This window comes from Flexivirga oryzae (assembly GCF_014190805.1).
Lineage (GTDB): Bacteria > Actinomycetota > Actinomycetes > Actinomycetales > Dermatophilaceae > Flexivirga > Flexivirga oryzae.
The window spans coordinates 175659-191031 of sequence record NZ_JACHVQ010000005.1; the positions used below are offsets into that span (position 1 = coordinate 175659).

Genomic DNA, 15373 nt, shown 5'->3' on the forward strand with positions numbered 1-15373 from the left:
CTGGTGGGATGCAATCCCGGTCGTGATCTATGCGCGCGGTTGACGTGCGGTGGCCCCGGTGGGGCGCCGGGCGACCATCAACCCGATGCTGCCGCGCTGCACGACGGTGCCGCCCTGGTTCGAGAGGACGAAGTCCCGCTCCAGGATTCCGGCCTTGCCGTTGCTGGTGGCGCGGACTCCGGTGATGTGGACGGTGCACCGGACCGTGTCGCCGGCGACGATCGGGTGCTCGAACCGCCAACCGTCGATCCCCAGCAGCGCGATGGAGCACTGCTCGAAAATGCCCAGGCGGGAGGCCAATCCGAGCGCCACCGAAAATCCGAGTGCGCCGTGTGCGATCGGGCCGCCGAATCGCCCGGCGGCACTGTGCACGGCGTCGGTGTGCACCGGGTTGGTGTCCCAGCTCCAGCCGGCGAAGGTGACGATGTCCGCCTCGGTGATGGTGCGGCCCTGAGTCTGAAAGACCTGTCCGGCGGCGAAATCCTCGAAGTACCAGTCGGCAGGTGATCCCATGTGCTCGGTCATGGCTCGATCATGACGTGCGACAGCCCTCCGTGGAAGTAGGCGGTGTCCCGACCCTCGGGAGTGGTGGAACACTCGAGCAGGTGGACATCTCCATCGCGGGTCACGATGATCTTCGGGCGCTCGCCGGACTGCTCTGGTTGCATGCGTCACCGGAGGAACAGGCGGCGCAGCCGCTGGAAGCATTCACGGACGACCTTGCGATGTGGTGGTCGGACCACGCCGACTCGCATCACGCATTCGTTGCCTGGACCGCCGGTCGGGAGCCGATCGGGATGGCATGGCTCGCGCTGCTGCCTCGGGTGCCGCGGCCCGGCACTGCGGTGCGTCAATCTGCCGACATACAAAGTGTTTTCGTCATGCCCGAGCATCGAGGTGCAGGGACCGGGTCCGCTCTTGTGCGCACTGCCACTTCCCACGCCTTCGCGGCGGGGGCGACGCGGGTGACCGTGCGTTCCGGCCGTCGCGCGGTTCCGGTCTACCGACGTCTCGGCTTCGAGGCCTCGGACCGGCTGCTGCAGCGATCGGCTGACGACGGCCCTGTGGCCGGGTGGTGAACCTAGATGAGTAATTCCTGGCTGTGGCTGGTGTTTTCGGTGTGGCGTGTGATGTTTCGGGTGGAGGGTGCCCAGACTCGGCGTTGCGTAAACCAACACCGAACCTGGAGGTTCGCCGTGGACGCCGATCTGGACACCCTCGCAACCGCACTCTATGCGCGCGTTGACGATCTCTTCAAAGACGCGCCCGATCGGCTTCCGGCACGGCCCCGCACAGGGTTCCCGGTGCACCTGACGGATGCCGAGCTGGTGACGTTGTCGGTGATGCAAGCACTGCTGGGTTTCACCAGTGAAGCACGCTGGCTGCGGTTCGCCACCACCCACTTGCGGCACCTGTTCCCCTACCTGCCGTTACAGCCGGGGTACAACAAGCGGCTGCGCAAGCTGAGCGCCACCATCGGGTGGCTGATCCGCGTCCTGGGCCGCGACACCAGCATCTGGTCTGATGACGTATGGGTGGTTGACTCCACCCCGGTGGAATGTGGCCGGTCCCGGGAGACCGCCAAACGGTCCGACCTGGCCGGATTCGCCGAATACGGTTACTGTGCAAGCCATTCCAGGTTCTTCTGGGGTTTGCGGTTGCATCTGCTGGCCACCGTACATGGCCTGCCGATCGGGTTCGCCTTGACCGGCGCCAAAGCCGACGAACGCCACGCTTTGCAGGGCATCCTGGCAGACCCTGCCCTGGCCGACCTGGCGGTCGGAAACACCGTGATCGGGGACAAGAACTACTTCGGCGCCGACTTCGAAGACCACTTGACCCGGGCCGGGATCGAACTGCTCAGGCCGGCCCGCAAGGGAGAACCCGACCGCCCCGGCAGCCAATTCTTCAAACCGTTACGTCAAGTCATCGAGTCCATCTTCGACACCCTCAAAGGCCAACTCAACCTGGAAGACCACGGCGCACGCTCCACCAGCGGCGTCATCGTCCGCATCTGGCAACGCCTCCTGGCCATGACCGCAGCCATCTGGCACAACGACCGCATCGGCGCACCAGTCCTACGCTCCCTAACCGCATACGACCACTGACCCCGGGAATTACTCATCTAGTTGGCCTTGGCCAGCTTGCGGAGGAGGTCACGCCACTCGTCGTTGTCCATGTGGGCAGGGACCAGGCTGGCCGGGTCGTCGGGGGACCGGGTGAAGACGTGGCAGCGGTCGTCGTCCTGCGCGAGCACCACATCGGTGGTGTCGCGGTTGTCGGCCTGGTCCCAACGGCTCACGCTCACCAGCGCCGTCTTGGGGCTCGCCGCCAGGATCGACGTCGCGTCGGCGTCCTTCGGGCCGCGATCCCCGGACGGCAGCCGGTCCCACAGCCGATCGAACGCGTTGTCGGTCTTGCGGAGCGAGTAGAAGTGGATGCCGAGCGCATCGATCAGCACTTCGAGCGTCACGTTCTCCGGCTGTGGCATCAAGATGAACCGCCAGGGGTGGTCGGGTTCGGAGCCGGTCACCCGGGCATCGAGGATGACACGTGAACGGTGCTGGAAGACGGTGGCGATGCCCAAGTCACCGCGGATCTGCAACTCGTCCGAGCCGTCTTCGGTCGTGATGAGGTTGCGCGCCGCGAGGGAGCGCACCGCTTCCCCCACCACGGGTGCGGACGGCTCCGCCTCGAGCAGATGAGCGATGCCACCGACCGCGAAGACCTCGGCGATGGTGTATCCGCCGAGCGGTACCGGGCCGGTCTCGACCAGGTGCACCAGAGCGTCCAGGGACTCCTGCGGGATGGTCGCCTTGCCGGCTGGGGCGGTGGTCATGCGGTCTCCTCGTTCTTGGTGAATCGGCGTACTGCGCAGGTGATTTCGTGGTCCTTGCCGCGGATCGTCGCGGTGGTGGTCTGATCGGCATCCGGCAGCGTCCAGCCCGGACTCGAGCTGCGGGCGTCCTCCAGAGCCGCGTGCGCTGCGGTGCGCGGCGCGGCATGGACATAGACGTCGGCAGAGCCGAACAGGCCGCGCCCGTTGCGTCCCTCCCGATGGAACACCAGCTCTGCAAACGTGTTCCGTCTGTCCGGTGGTGGGAACAACTTGGCCAGCTCCGGAGACGCCGACGTGGTGTCGTCCTGATCCTCGATGCGTTCCAGGGTGCTGGTCAGCTCATGTGCGGCGTCGGCCGGCACCTGCACCGTCGCAAACATGGCGGGTGCCAGGTACACCGGGCGGCGCTCGGTCTGCTTGGACAGTCCCCAGGGGCCGACATTGCTCTTGGTGATCCGGTAGACGACGTAGTCGCACAGGTGGCGAATGTCGTTCATCGTCGGCAGGTGGAACCCGGGACCCATCGCCGCAGGCGTCTTCTCCAGCTGCACCCACGTGCCGGTGAGCGTTCGGCCGTGCAGCTTCTCGCGGACGAGCGGACCCTTGAGTCCCAGGTCGGGGTAGCGGTGCTTGTCGACGTTCGGGTGGTGGCTCGACAATCGCTCGTGCGTCTTGGGGAAACGCCAGCGCGTGTAGAGCTCCGGATCGTCGACGAGAACGTGTCCGCCCCAGAGGACCTCCCGCAACTGGGGCACGTCCAGGCCGTGACGTTCGAGGTCGGCGATGATGGTCGCCTCCGGTCGGGTGAGTCGCCGTGCCGCGAGCTTCAGCCCGGTCCGGAAGACGCCCACCCGGGACGTGATGTCGACCAGGAGCCGGACGCGCTTGCGCACCTCTTCGGCGGCAGCTCCGCTGAGGACCGGCGCCGTGGTTTCCGCAGGATGCTGATCGGTCATGCCAGCACCGTATCCCCCGGATCTGCGTCGACGCTGTCGGTCACCGGGGTACGGGGGTGGAACGACGCCTCACGGCATACCCCGTCGTGACCGCTCGATTGCCGTGTCGGGGTCTCCGTCAGCGCGGGCGCGCCGCGGCGCCGAAGAGGATCGGGCCCGGATCGGCCAGCGCCAACGCCAGCTGTTTCTCGAATCGCGGTAGCAGCGGCGGCAACTCGTCGAGACCGAACCACTGCACCTCGCTGGACTCCTCGTCACCGACCGTGGCCTCGCCGGACACCCAGCGGCATCGGAAGGCGTGATCGAGGTACTGGCAGCGATCGCCGTTGTCGTAGGCGATCGGGCGGAGGGCAGTGACCGCGAGCAGCCGCTCGACCTCGATCTCGACGCACGCCTCTTCGCGCGCCTCGCGCTGTGCCGTGACGTCCGGCTCCTCACCGGGGTCGCAGATGCCGGTCACCGGGGTCCATCGCCCGTTGTCCGAGCGTCGCACGAGCAGGACCTGCGGGCCGTCGGACCCGTTGCGCAGGATGTACGCCGATGCGCCTGGCATCCAGAGCAGGTCGGTGCCGATCTTCGCGCGGAGGTCGGCGACATACTCGGGGATCGGCATGGCCCGAGTGTAAGGAGCGGCGGTGCGATCCTCGGACGCGCCTCGCGAGGTAGGCGCCGTACCGGTCGAGCACGGGCGGTCGGCTCTCAGCGGGGGTTTTGCTCCCGCGGGGGCCATGCGCTGGTGCCCGGAGGTGGCGGAAACGGCATGCTCTGCGGCGGGTATGGCGGCCGTTGGGCGGCGGCGCGGCGCTCGCCGGCGACGCGCACGACCGTCAGGGTGAAGGCGGCGATCAGGAGCACCACGGCGGCACCGGCGGACCACCAGGCGAGGCTGCTGGATGCGTCGACACTGATGACCGTCAGCGTCGTCAGGATGCTCTGGGTGCTGTCCGGAGCGTCGCCCGAGTCGGGCACCGCCAGCCCGACCACGAATCCCGCGACCCCTGCACACGCAACGACCAGTGCTTCGAGAGCGGCGAATCGTCGCGGTCGGACCGGACTGCAGACGACGGCTATCGCGATGGGTCCCGCGAGGATGACGACGGCGGGCACGACGATCACCGGGTAGAAGATCACGCCCCAACCGGCCGCACCGAAGAACATGCGCCCCCACGAGATCCAGCCGCAGAGGAGCAGCGCCACCGGCCCGAAGGCCCACCACGTCAGCTTCCCCACCATGTGGCGCAGGATAGCCCGCCGCCGCCCGGCGTTCAGCTGGTTCCCAGGGTTGCGTCAGAAGCTGCAGCATTGGCTCAGTCGAGGGGATCGGTATGGCGTTCGGGAAGAAGGACAACGACCAACAGGTGGCAGCACCGCCGGTCGCGGGTGCAGCGGCGCCGCAGGCGAGTGTCGCCAGCGGGATTCCCGCCGCTGCGATGGAGCGCGTGCAGCGGTTGGCCGCCCGGGAGCAGCAGGACAAGTCGGCGTTCACCTCGGACCTGTCGGTCAGCGAATTCCTGCTGGTCCACAAGCTCGGGTTCGACGCGGTCGGATACGTGATGGGTACGTCGATCTATCACATCGGGTTCCAGGCGCAGCGGTGGGGACAATCGATGGAGCTGGAGGTCCTGTCCTCTGCGATGTATCACGCTCGGTCGCTCGCGGTGGAGCGGATGCGCAGCGAGGCTCACGCACTCGGCGCTGACGGCATCGTCGGGGTGAAGTTGCAGATCCAGCGATATGCCTGGCAACAGGGCGAATTGGAATTCATCGCGCAAGGGACGGCGATTCGGGCGCGGCAACCGAATGCGTCATACAAGCTGCAGGACGGCGGTCCGTTCACCTCCGATCTGTCCGGGCAGGACTTCTACACGCTCGTGCGGGCTGGCCACTTCCCGCGTGCGTTCGTGTTCGGTGCGTGCGTCTATCACGTTGCGCACCAAGGTATCCGGCAGAGCATGAAGATGGCCGGGCGCAACATGGAGATGCCGCAATTCACCGAGGCGGCATACACCGCACGGGAATTGGCGATGACGCGGATGGAGAACGAGGCCAACCGATTCGGGGCTGACGGGATCGTCGGCGTGCGTACCGATGTCAGCGCGCACATCTGGGGTGAGCACGCCTCCGAGTTCCTCGCGATCGGCACCGGGGTGGTGAGCTCGCCGGAGAGTGGTATGCCGGAACCCACGCTGACACTGGGGCTCGACAACTGATGTTCGGTCGGAAGAAGCAGCGACCACCGCTGATGCCACCACCACCGGAATACGGCCCGTCGGTGCCGAAACCGTTCTCCGAGTTGATTCCTCAGGGCCAGGAGAGCGCGCTCGCCCGGCTGGCGCGGACCTCCCGGATCCCGGACGACGCTCGAAACCTCGTCTACACGCTCGACACGGAGACGACGCAAACCCTGCAGTATCTGGCGCAGGATCCCGCCGCGGTGCGTGACAGTTACGAGATCGAGCAGATCCGTGACGAGCACGCCCCTGCGGTCGTGCAGAGTTACGTCGCCGTTCCGGGTGCGGCAGGCGCGGTCCTTCCCGACGGGCGCACGCTGAGCCAGGTACTGGTCGCGAACCTCAGCACGCTGCTGGAGGCGACGCGGGAGATCCGCCGGCGCGCGACCGAGCGGGGGGAGCAGCAGATGCAGGTCAACGACGTGTTCCTGCGTGACAAGTTCGCTCCGGGTGACGGGTCGCTTCGCTTGCCGGGCGCGGACTGACGATCGCACGCGCCGTCAGGCGGTGGCCTTCTCGCAACTCCAACCTTCAGGGGTGGTCCCTGAGTAGAGGAAATCCGCGAGATCGTCGTGCGACGCCTCGTCCAGGTCGAGGTCCGCCCTCGGATAGAGGATCGGCTCCTCCTTGGTGTTGTGTTCGTCCAGCAGAGCGAGCAACTGTCGACATTGGTCGAGCAGCGTCTTCGGCGCCGCGTCGTTGCTCGCGGTGTCACCGAGCGCCGTGTCGATGCCGGCCATGGCGTCCCAGAGTGTTCCGTGCTCGCGCAACATCACCATGACCGGCATCATCAGCCCGGCGGCACGCAGCGGTGGGAAGAGGATGGTTTCCTCGAGGTAGATGTGTCGTCGGAGCGCGTCCATGGCGCGCGTGAGCGGCTCCGCGCGCACCTCGCCGGCGTCCGCGGCGGACACGAACTCCTCGATCCCGGCGTCGATCTCGCGGTGTTCACGCGTGAGTGCGGCTTCCAGGGTGTCGGCGCTCGAAGCGTCGGCCGGCTCGTTCGTCATGGTGATCTCCTTCGGGATGGGCGGCAGTCAGCCGGCCATGAAACAGCCGAGCACGACGAGGATCAGGCTGAGCACACCGAGCGCCGCCCGCAGGATGGATGCCGAACGTTGACCACGGCGGATGGCGTCGACGTCCGCGGGGTTCTGGTCGCTGTCCAGGGCACTGCGACGCAGCCGAGTCATCCGGCGGGCCTGTTGCACCGCGTAGGCGAGCAGCACGACCAGGGCGATGGCGACGACGAGGCAGGTGATGGCGGCGCCGTCCCAGGCGTGTGAGCTGGCGACGACTGCACCGCTGATGAGGGCGATCCCCAGCGCGGGTGTGCCGATGCGCAGGTAGGTGCGTCCGAGCGACCGGAAGAACGCCACCCGTGCCGCCGGCTCCATGGTCGCAGTCGCGGTGCGTGCGACGACGCCGATCGCGACGTAGCCACCCACCCACACGCAGGTACTCAGCACCAGGACCGTCACCAGCAGCCCGTGACCGAAGCTCGACATGGTTTTCACCATAAGGCATTGTGAAAACTAGTGGATGCCCGACCGGTCGCCCAGACCCCGCTGTGCCGGCCGATTGGCCCCCGGCCATGCCACGCTGGCTGAACAGGCGAGCCGGTCATTTTGCGCTGGCCGAGTAGCCGATCCGACGCGCTGGCCGAGTTGCCCCCGCGGTGGCCGAGTAGGCGAGCCCGCAAGGGCGAGCCGTATCGAGGTCCGCGTCACCCCGCGCCGGCCGAGGTGCCGCCACGCTGGCCGAGTTGCCCCCCGCGCTGGCCGAGTAGGCGAGCGCGCCATGGCGCGCTGGCCGAGCAGCCGTATGCCGCGCCGGCCGAGTAGCCGTGGGGGAGCGCAGCGGAGGAACGGCGTGTCGAGGTCCGCGTCACCCCGCGCTGGCCGAGTATGTCGAGGCCGCGATATTGCGCTGGCGAGCAGCCGTATGCCGCGCCGGCGAGTAGCTGACCCGACGCGCTGCCAAGTAGCCGATCCCACGCGTTGGCCGAGTAGGCGAGCCGGCTATTTTGCGCTGGCCGAGTAGCCGTGGGGGAGCGCAGCGGAGGAACGGCGTATCGAGGTCCGCGCACAGTTTTCGGCGTACTTCCGATACGTTTTGGGTCAAGCGTATCGGAGAAATGTTCGCATAACCTCTGTACTTCCTGAACGCCACCCGATAGAATCATGACAACGAAACCACCCAGGGGACAGGGGGATCCGACCATCATGGCCATCGACTCACCCCTGCGCATCCCCGACCAACCGGTACCAGTGGAACCGGATACGACTTGCTGGGACGGGCCCGATCCCGCCCGGCGGCCGGAGCCGGGTTTGGGACCCCGCCTCCTGGACCAGGTGACCGCGACCGTCCAAGCGTTGGATGAGTTGCCGGGTGTGTTGGAGCAACTCGGGGACGACCAGGAGGCCGACCTCGTCGGGGTCCTGTTACGGCTGCAGGAGCGCGCGGCGCAGGTCGCGACGGTGGCGACCGCGAACGCTTTGGACCGGGGCGTGTTGTTGACCTCGAACGCGGCGAATGCCACCCAGTGGGTCACCGGGTGCGCAGCACGGGCGGGGACCAGTATCGAACCGTCGGCGGCGACCACCATCAGTGTGGTGGCGCAGGCGTGCCGGGACCGGCGCAACCATGTGATCGCGTCCGCGGTCCGCGACGGGTCCTGCACCCTGGCCACCGCCCGGACCGCGTTACGGCAAACCGCGAAAGTCGCCGAAGTGTTACCGACCGCGGCCCGCGAAGACATCCAGGCGTGGTTCCTGCAACTGGACCCGGGGTTGGGGTCCCGGGGCGTGACGGAACTGACGAGGCGGATCATCGCCAAGTATGCCGCGGACAAACTGTCGGCCGAGGATGCGCACCTGGAGAAGGTCGAATCATTGACGTGGCGGACGCTGCCGACCGGGATGATCCGGTTGATCGCCGACCTGTGCCCTGCCAACGCCGCCATCCTGAAGCAGGCGGTCACTGCGTTATCCGCCCCACGCCCGGCCCATGAGGACGGCGCACCGGCCGGCAGCGCCAGCACCAGCACCGGCGCCAGCGACGACGAGGGCGACGCCGGTGAGACCAGTGACGGCGACGCGGCCCGTCGCGACGGTGACGTGGCCGGTCACGGGGTGGCGGGTGCGGCGTTCGGGCTCCACGAACAGCAGCAGCGCCCGGAGACGGTGCGTGATGAGCGGACCCCGGGGAAGCGCCGGGTGGACGCGCTCATGGACCTGGTGTCCGCGGGCGCGAAAGTCGCCTCCGGGGACGGGATGGGCATCGGGGCCGGTGCCACCGTGCTGGTGACGATGGACCTGCACCGGTTGTTGGGTGACTTGGATGGTGCGGTCACCATCGGCGGGGAGATCCTGGACGCGGGGACCGCCCGGAGGTTGGCGTGTGATGCGGACCTGATCCCGATGGTGCTTGGCGGCAAGAGTCAGCCTCTGGACGTGGGGCGTGAGAAACGGTTGGTGACCAAGGGGATGCGGGCCGCCGTGGTCTACCGGGACAAAGGATGCACGTTCCCTGGCTGTGACCGACCTCCGGGTTTCTGCGAAGTGCACCATGTGCTGCCCTGGTGGGCAGGCGGCAGCACCGCGTTGGACAATTCTGCGATGCTGTGTCGCCGACATCACCAGATCGTGCACCGGCACGGGTACACCGCCACCGTCACCAGTGACGGGGTGCACTGGGACCTGACCGAAGGCGCCATGCCCGGCTGGCGTGCCGACAAGGTCGCCTGACCACCAGACCGTGCGGGACCTCGATGCGGGCTCGTTCCTCGCCCTTACTCGGCCACCGCGAAAATCAACGCCGCTGGAATGGCCGGTGCTGAAATGGGTTGCGCGGGGCGATGACTCGGCCACCGCGGCGTGTGCGGGACCTCGATGCGGGCTCGTTCCTCGCCCTTACTCGGCCACCGCTGAAAGACCGGTGCTGAAATCACCGCCGCTGAAATAGGTTGCGCGGGGCGATGACTCGGCCACCGCGGGTGTGCGCGGGGACCTCGATGCGGGCTCGTTCCTCGCCCTTACTCGGCCACCGCTGAAATCAACGCCGCTGAAATGGCCGGTGCTGAATTGGGCTGCGCGGTGTGATGACTCGGCCACCGCGGGGTGCGGGACCTCGATCACGGTCTCGCCTAACGGCTCGACCTACTCGGCCACCGCGGCGGGCCTCGCGCTTACCCGGCCACCGCGGGACTGGCCGGGCGCTGACATGGCCGGTGCTGAAATGGGTTGCGCGGGGTGATGACTCGGCCACCGCGGAAATTGGCTGCGCGGGGTGATGACTCGGCCGCCGCGGCGGTCATTGGGTCAGCGCGGGCCCGCTGCTCGGTCGGTGCGGGGCGGGGTGGCCGGATCGGCATCCCAGTTGCGTGCCCAGCGCACGACCCCGCGCACCGTCGTGTCCTCGTCCTCGGCCAGGTCGGCGAGGAGCTCGGGGGTGACCGCCGGGTTCGCGGCAACCCACCCGCGAACGTCCGCGACGGGGTCCTTCGCCAACTCACGCAACAGCCGCTGGCTCGCCAACGGCTGACGCGCGACGCACTGCCGGACGGTCGGGTCGCTGTCCCTGGCGAGAAGTTCGAGGACATCCACGGGGCAGTGCTGGTTGAGCGCCGCGCTCTGTCGGATCGACGGATCAGTGTTGCGGGCGAGCGCACGCAGCCGTCGCAGTTTGCTCTCCGTCGCAGGCGGACTGGGATGCTGGGCCCTGATCTCCTCGGGCGTCAACCGTTCCTCACCGGACTCGCGTAGCGCCGCACGCTGGGCGGCATTGAGGAAGGTCACGCAGGACATCGCAGTCTCCTTGACGTCGGGCTTCACACTGTATGACGTCACGTGCGACCCGTGGAAGTGTCCCCACCCGAAGACCGGCTATTCCACTGAAATCGTTGTGGCGCAAGGGGTCTGGCCGACCAGGGCGCTCAGCCGAGCGAATTCGTCATACCCGCCCTGTGCCGTCGCGTGACTCACCGAGACCGAGCCTGCCGTCACGGCGTACCGCAGTGCGTCGGCCGACGAATCACCAGCCGCCAGACGGGCAGCGAAGACACCGCAGAAGGCATCGCCGGCGCCGGTCGTGTCGACCACGGCAGAAGCCGGGGGAGTCCCGATCCGCGAGGTCTCATCAGCAGTACACAGGAGCGCACCTCGGCTCCCGAGCGTGGTCACAACCGTTCCGACGCCATGCGAGATGAGCAGGCGCGCCGCGGAACTCAGTGAATCGACATCCTCGGCGTCGAGTCGTCGGGCGCCGCACACCTCAGCCAATTCGTGCTCGTTGACGATGAGCACGTCGCACCGCCGCAGCAGGTCGTCATCGAGTGGCTGCGACGGTGCGGCGTTGAGCACGAAGAGACCTTCGGCCGCAGCCGCGGCGGCATGCACGACAGCCAGAGGGATCTCCAACTGGCAGAGCACGACTGCTGCTGGCGGAGGCTTCGAAAATCCCTGGGGCCAGGCATGGTTGGCTCCGGGAACGACCAGGATCATGTTCTCCCCGGTGGCGACGGTGATCCACGCCGTTCCGGTGGGTGCGTCATCGGTGCTGCAGACCCACGACGTGTCGACTCCGGCCTCCGTCAGTGCATGCCGGGCAGCTTCTCCTTCGTCGTCGGCGCCGACCATGCCGATCATCGCCACGTCAGCTCCCGAGCACGCGGCTGCCACAGCCTGGTTGGCGCCTTTACCGCCGATGGACGAGGACAGTGAGCGGGCGGACAGCGTCTCACCCGGGCCGGGGAAGCGGTCGACCGTCAGCGAGCGATCGATGTTGATCGAACCGACGACGACGAGGCCGCGCGGGCGCTGCGCTGGCTGCTCGGCAAGGTTCATCTCGTCGCCCGTCTGCGGTCCGGTGGATTCGCCACCAAGGTTATCGGCTCCGCGTGAGTCTCCCGGCCCGCAATGTGCTGAGGTGGAGGTATGACGACAGACAGCTTCTCCCTGGCAGGTCATTCCGTGCGACGCATGGGATTCGGTGCGATGCAGCTCCCTGGCACCGGTGTGATGGGTCCGCCGCGAGATCACGACGAGGCGATCGCCGTGCTGCGCCGGGCTGTCGAGTTGGGCATCAATCACATTGACACCGCTCAGTTCTACGGGCCGGACGTTGCCAACGAGCTGATCCGGGAGGCGCTGCATCCGTATGCCGACGACCTGGTGCTGGTGTCCAAGATCGGTGCCCGCCGGGACGCGGACGGCGGCTGGTTGCCGGCGCAGCAGCCTGGCCACCTCAAGGACCAGGTCGCACAGAATCTCCGGACGCTCGGCGTCGACCGGTTGCCGGTGGTCAACCTCCGGGTGATGCCGCGGGAGGAGATCGGAGACGCCGACTACTGCCCATTGGAGGACCAGTTGGCGGCGATGCACGAGCTGGTCTCCGGCGGCATGCTCGAGGCGTTCGGGGTCAGCAACGTGTCGACGGAGCAGGCACGGTCGGCACTGGAGGCCGGCGCGGTGTGCGTGCAGAACGCGTACAACCTGCTGCACCGGGACGACGAGTCCACGCTGCACCTGTGCGCGAACCGCGGCGTCGCCTACGTGCCCTTCTTCCCACTGGGTTCGGCCTTCCCAGGGATGCCGAAGGTGACCGAGTCGGAGGTGGTGCAGCAGGTTGCCGGGCGGCTCGGCGCGACCGCGGCGCAGGTCGGACTGGCCTGGCTGCTGCACCACTCGGACGACATCCTGCTGATCCCCGGCACCTCCTCGCTCCAGCACCTGGAGGAGAACGCCGCTGCGGCATCGATCACGTTGTCCGACACCGACATTGCGGAGTTGGAGGGCGCTGCCTGAGCCCAGCCGATCAGAGCTCGCGCCGGAACAGCCGCATCGTGGCAGGCGAACCGTCCGGGTGCGTATCGGTCACCGACACGAACTCTCGCACGAAGCCGAAGCCGGCTCTCTCAGCAACACGGAGAGAGCCGGCGTTGCCGGGTTCGATACGTAGCACGGCTCGTGGCCCGATGCCGTGTTCCTGGATGTACCCGCACATCAACTCGACCGCTTCGGTCGCCACACCCTTGCGGCGTGCCCACGGATGGGTCGCGTAACTGATGTTCACGTCGCCCGGGTCGGTCCCGTCGGTGATGTCCGGGTTGCACTCGACGTACCCGGCGAGGCGACCGTCGAGACACACTCCGAACCCGCGTTTACCCTGCCCCGCAACCGCATTCGCCGCCAGCTGCCGAAAATGCCGGCGCGCGGAGTCCACGGTGCCCGCTTCACCGGTCAGCCACCGCACAGCCTCCGCGTCCTCCCCGGCGTTGTGCGCCTCGATGTCCGACTCGACGAGCGGCCGCAGGGTGACCTCGGCCATCAGCTCAGCGTGGACTCGATCGCCGCAACCACACGCGGGTCGTCAGGTGTGACCTGCGGGCTGAAGCGCTGCACGACAGCTCCGTCGGCACCGATGACGAACTTCTCGAAGTTCCACTGGACGTCACCGTCGTTGCCGTCCTGGTCGGTGGCCTTCGTGAGCTCCTGATAGACGGCGTGGCGGCCGTCGCCGTTCACATCGATCTTCTCGGTCAATGGGAAGGTGACGCCGTAGGTCGCGCTGCAGAACTCCTGGATCTCGTCGGCGGAGCCGGGCTCCTGGCCGCCGAACTGGTTGCATGGGAAACCCACGACGGTGAATCCTCTGGATTCGTAGTCCTTCTGGAGAGTCTCCAGCGCGGTGTACTGCGGTGTCAGCCCGCACTTGCTGGCCACGTTGACCAACAGGGCGGGGCGACCCTGGGTGATGTCGGCCAGTGTGCCGGTCGAGCCGTCGAGGCGGGCGATGTGTGCGTCAAGGATCATCATACAGCGACTGTATGACGAGGCGCCGTCCCGTCAGCACCCGCCGGCGCCTGCCGCTTGCCCGGACGGATCAACAACCCTGCCACGAGCCCGCCCACGATGCCGAGGATGCCTGCGACGAGCGCCGCCAGGCGCAGCCCGTCAACTGCGGAGAGCTGCACGAGGTGATCGGCCGCGGGCCGCACACTTGCTGGCACGTGTGCCAGGACGGCGTGAGCTTGTCCACCGGCGATCGCAGCGGCTGTCTCGGAGGGGTGTGGCGCTCCGGTCCCGACCACCACGGTCTTGATGCGAGCGGCGAAAATCGTTCCGAGAGCTGCGATCCCGAGGGCGAAGCCGAGCTGCCGCGCGGTGTTCACGGCACCGGCCGCCATGCCGCCCCGATGTGCGGACACGGCCGCCATCGCGGTCGAGCTGAGGGTCGGTGCGGAGAGGCCGACACCGACGCCGCACACGATCAAACCGGGAACCAGGGCGGTCCAGGTCGCGCTCGCTCCGGATAGCCGCCACGCCACGAGCAGCCCGCCGACGCCGGTGAGTCCGATGCCGAGCCCGACAGCCAGCCAGTTCCGTCCGTCGTGCGTGAGTCGGCCGACACTCGCGCTGGTCACGAACGACGCGACGGCCAGCGGCAGTGTCGCGAGACCGGCCTGCGCCGGCGACATACCCCGCACCGACTGCAGCCAGATCGACGCGTAGGTCAGATAGGCGAAGGCCGCTGCGGACAGGATGAATCCGGCGATCAGGGCACCGGCGAAGGGTCCGCTGCGCAGCAGCGACAGGTCGAACATCGGGTGATCGGTGCGCGACTGGGCGACGATGAACCCGGTGAGCATGACGATCGACAACGCGAACGAGATCAGCACCGTTGCCTCGCCCCAGCCGTGCTCGTTCGCCCGGATCAACCCGTAGGTCAGCGCCGCTGCGAAGACGGTGAATGTCGAGATGCCGACGAGGTCGAGCGGTGAGCGATGGCGCTGGCTCTCCGAGAGCACGACGAAGCACAGCACGATCGCGGCGATCGCGAAAGGCAGGTTGACGAAGAAGATCCAACGCCAGGACAGGTGCTCGGTCAGCAGGCCACCGGCGATCGGCCCGATCGCCGCAGCCGCACCCGAGACGGCTCCCCAGATGCCGTAGGCCGTGCCCCGGTCGCGTCCGGTGTAGCTGCGATTGAGCAGGGCGAAGGTCGTCGCGAACATCGCAGCACCACCGAGACCCTGTATGCCGCGCGCGACGACCAGCACGGCGGGGCTTCCGGCGGATCCGCAGACGGCGGAAGCCAATGCGAACAGCGAGAGCCCCGCGACATACGCCGATCGGTGCCCGAGCCGGTCGGCGAGCGACCCGATCCCGAGCAGGAAGCGGCGAGCACGAGTGCGTAGCTGTCGACGACCCACTGCAACGAGCTGAAGTCGGTTCGCAGATTGACTGCCATGTCGGGTAACGCGACGTTGACGATGGTCACGTCGACGAGAAGCATCAGTGTCCCGATGCAGATGGTGAGCAGTGGTAGCCATTTGCGCATGAGAT

18 protein-coding genes are annotated in these 15373 nt (G+C 67.6%); 6 read left to right on the forward strand and 12 right to left on the reverse strand.

Going from position 1 to position 15373, the window contains the following annotated elements:
• Nucleotides 1-27 precede the first annotated feature (27 nt).
• Nucleotides 28-525, reverse strand: a complete 498-nt coding sequence (locus tag FHU39_RS21825; RefSeq protein WP_246336823.1) for a MaoC/PaaZ C-terminal domain-containing protein — start codon at nt 523-525, stop codon at nt 28-30.
• A gap of 80 nt (nt 526-605) precedes the next feature.
• Between FHU39_RS21825 and FHU39_RS21830 the strand changes: the two genes are divergently transcribed.
• Nucleotides 606-1079, forward strand: a complete 474-nt coding sequence (locus FHU39_RS21830) for a GNAT family N-acetyltransferase (RefSeq protein WP_183322844.1) — start codon at nt 606-608, stop codon at nt 1077-1079.
• Between the two features lie 117 nt (nt 1080-1196).
• Nucleotides 1197-2108: an IS982 family transposase gene (locus tag FHU39_RS21835; protein ID WP_183320450.1), complete on the forward strand. Its 912-nt coding sequence runs from the start codon at nt 1197-1199 to the stop codon at nt 2106-2108.
• 17 nt (nt 2109-2125) lie between these two features.
• On the opposite strand, the gene FHU39_RS21840 is transcribed toward FHU39_RS21835, so the two are convergent.
• The 4 genes from FHU39_RS21840 to FHU39_RS21855 all read right to left on the reverse strand — a co-directional run bounded on the left by FHU39_RS21840 (nt 2126) and on the right by FHU39_RS21855 (nt 5028).
• Nucleotides 2126-2839, reverse strand: a complete 714-nt coding sequence (locus tag FHU39_RS21840) for a hypothetical protein (RefSeq protein ID WP_183322845.1) — start codon at nt 2837-2839, stop codon at nt 2126-2128.
• A complete protein-coding gene (locus FHU39_RS21845; protein ID WP_183322846.1) occupies nt 2836-3795 on the reverse strand; it encodes a hypothetical protein in 960 nt (319 codons plus the stop codon). Before FHU39_RS21845 ends, FHU39_RS21840 begins: the two co-directional genes overlap by 4 nt.
• A gap of 118 nt (nt 3796-3913) precedes the next feature.
• A complete protein-coding gene (locus FHU39_RS21850; protein WP_183322847.1) occupies nt 3914-4408 on the reverse strand; it encodes an NUDIX hydrolase in 495 nt (164 codons plus the stop codon).
• 86 nt (nt 4409-4494) lie between these two features.
• Nucleotides 4495-5028 (reverse strand): hypothetical protein, encoded by a 534-nt coding sequence (locus FHU39_RS21855; protein ID WP_183322848.1) that lies wholly within the window; start codon nt 5026-5028, stop codon nt 4495-4497.
• Between the two features lie 92 nt (nt 5029-5120).
• Here FHU39_RS21855 and FHU39_RS21860 point away from each other — a divergent pair, with 92 nt between their 5' ends.
• Together FHU39_RS21860 and FHU39_RS21865 are read left to right on the forward strand one after the other, a co-directional pair.
• Nucleotides 5121-6005 (forward strand): heavy metal-binding domain-containing protein, encoded by an 885-nt coding sequence (locus FHU39_RS21860; RefSeq protein WP_183322849.1) that lies wholly within the window; start codon nt 5121-5123, stop codon nt 6003-6005.
• A 32-nt stretch (nt 6006-6037) separates the two neighbouring features.
• Nucleotides 6038-6511, forward strand: coding sequence for a hypothetical protein (locus tag FHU39_RS21865; protein WP_183322850.1), 474 nt, complete (start codon nt 6038-6040; stop codon nt 6509-6511).
• A 15-nt stretch (nt 6512-6526) separates the two neighbouring features.
• Here FHU39_RS21865 and FHU39_RS21870 read toward each other — a convergent pair whose 3' ends face one another.
• Both FHU39_RS21870 and FHU39_RS21875 read right to left on the reverse strand, forming a co-directional pair.
• Nucleotides 6527-7036 carry a hemerythrin domain-containing protein gene (locus FHU39_RS21870; RefSeq protein WP_183322851.1) on the reverse strand — a complete coding sequence of 170 codons (510 nt, stop codon included), beginning with the start codon at nt 7034-7036 and terminating at the stop codon, nt 6527-6529.
• 27 nt (nt 7037-7063) lie between these two features.
• A complete protein-coding gene (locus tag FHU39_RS21875; protein ID WP_183322852.1) occupies nt 7064-7534 on the reverse strand; it encodes a hypothetical protein in 471 nt (156 codons plus the stop codon).
• An 846-nt stretch (nt 7535-8380) separates the two neighbouring features.
• Here FHU39_RS21875 and FHU39_RS21880 point away from each other — a divergent pair.
• Nucleotides 8381-9775, forward strand: a complete 1395-nt coding sequence (locus FHU39_RS21880; RefSeq protein ID WP_183322853.1) for a DUF222 domain-containing protein — start codon at nt 8381-8383, stop codon at nt 9773-9775.
• A 573-nt stretch (nt 9776-10348) separates the two neighbouring features.
• Here FHU39_RS21880 and FHU39_RS21885 read toward each other — a convergent pair.
• Nucleotides 10349-10834 (reverse strand): hypothetical protein, encoded by a 486-nt coding sequence (locus FHU39_RS21885; protein WP_183322854.1) that lies wholly within the window; start codon nt 10832-10834, stop codon nt 10349-10351.
• A 78-nt stretch (nt 10835-10912) separates the two neighbouring features.
• Nucleotides 10913-11872: a ribokinase gene (locus tag FHU39_RS21890; RefSeq protein WP_183322855.1), complete on the reverse strand. Its 960-nt coding sequence runs from the start codon at nt 11870-11872 to the stop codon at nt 10913-10915.
• A 90-nt stretch (nt 11873-11962) separates the two neighbouring features.
• On the opposite strand from FHU39_RS21890, the gene FHU39_RS21895 reads away from it, so the two are divergent.
• Nucleotides 11963-12832, forward strand: a complete 870-nt coding sequence (locus FHU39_RS21895) for an oxidoreductase (protein ID WP_183322856.1) — start codon at nt 11963-11965, stop codon at nt 12830-12832.
• Between the two features lie 10 nt (nt 12833-12842).
• Here the strand turns inward: FHU39_RS21895 and FHU39_RS21900 are convergent, their stop codons facing one another.
• The 3 genes from FHU39_RS21900 to FHU39_RS21910 are packed head-to-tail and all read right to left on the reverse strand — an operon-like array spanning nt 12843 to nt 15240.
• Nucleotides 12843-13355 (reverse strand): GNAT family N-acetyltransferase, encoded by a 513-nt coding sequence (locus FHU39_RS21900; RefSeq protein WP_183322857.1) that lies wholly within the window; start codon nt 13353-13355, stop codon nt 12843-12845.
• Nucleotides 13355-13843: a glutathione peroxidase gene (locus tag FHU39_RS21905; protein ID WP_183322858.1), complete on the reverse strand. Its 489-nt coding sequence runs from the start codon at nt 13841-13843 to the stop codon at nt 13355-13357. Before FHU39_RS21905 ends, FHU39_RS21900 begins: the two co-directional genes overlap by 1 nt.
• Entirely contained in the window at nt 13840-15240 is a 1401-nt protein-coding gene (locus FHU39_RS21910) for an MFS transporter (protein ID WP_221185803.1), read from the reverse strand. Before FHU39_RS21910 ends, FHU39_RS21905 begins: the two co-directional genes overlap by 4 nt.
• Nucleotides 15241-15373: the final 133 nt, after the last annotated feature.

Coding starts and splice junctions, on each gene's coding strand:
- FHU39_RS21825 (WP_246336823.1), bottom strand. CDS start 525: ATGACCGAGCACATGGGATCACCTGCCGACTGGTACTTCGAGGATTTC.
- FHU39_RS21840 (WP_183322845.1), bottom strand. CDS start 2,839: ATGACCACCGCCCCAGCCGGCAAGGCGACCATCCCGCAGGAGTCCCTG.
- FHU39_RS21845 (WP_183322846.1), bottom strand. CDS start 3,795: ATGACCGATCAGCATCCTGCGGAAACCACGGCGCCGGTCCTCAGCGGA.
- FHU39_RS21850 (WP_183322847.1), bottom strand. CDS start 4,408: ATGCCGATCCCCGAGTATGTCGCCGACCTCCGCGCGAAGATCGGCACC.
- FHU39_RS21855 (WP_183322848.1), bottom strand. CDS start 5,028: ATGGTGGGGAAGCTGACGTGGTGGGCCTTCGGGCCGGTGGCGCTGCTC.
- FHU39_RS21860 (WP_183322849.1), top strand. CDS start 5,121: ATGGCGTTCGGGAAGAAGGACAACGACCAACAGGTGGCAGCACCGCCG.
- FHU39_RS21865 (WP_183322850.1), top strand. CDS start 6,038: ATGCCACCACCACCGGAATACGGCCCGTCGGTGCCGAAACCGTTCTCC.
- FHU39_RS21870 (WP_183322851.1), bottom strand. CDS start 7,036: ATGACGAACGAGCCGGCCGACGCTTCGAGCGCCGACACCCTGGAAGCC.
- FHU39_RS21875 (WP_183322852.1), bottom strand. CDS start 7,534: ATGTCGAGCTTCGGTCACGGGCTGCTGGTGACGGTCCTGGTGCTGAGT.
- FHU39_RS21885 (WP_183322854.1), bottom strand. CDS start 10,834: ATGTCCTGCGTGACCTTCCTCAATGCCGCCCAGCGTGCGGCGCTACGC.
- FHU39_RS21890 (WP_183322855.1), bottom strand. CDS start 11,872: ATGAACCTTGCCGAGCAGCCAGCGCAGCGCCCGCGCGGCCTCGTCGTC.
- FHU39_RS21895 (WP_183322856.1), top strand. CDS start 11,963: ATGACGACAGACAGCTTCTCCCTGGCAGGTCATTCCGTGCGACGCATG.
- FHU39_RS21900 (WP_183322857.1), bottom strand. CDS start 13,355: ATGGCCGAGGTCACCCTGCGGCCGCTCGTCGAGTCGGACATCGAGGCG.
- FHU39_RS21905 (WP_183322858.1), bottom strand. CDS start 13,843: ATGATGATCCTTGACGCACACATCGCCCGCCTCGACGGCTCGACCGGC.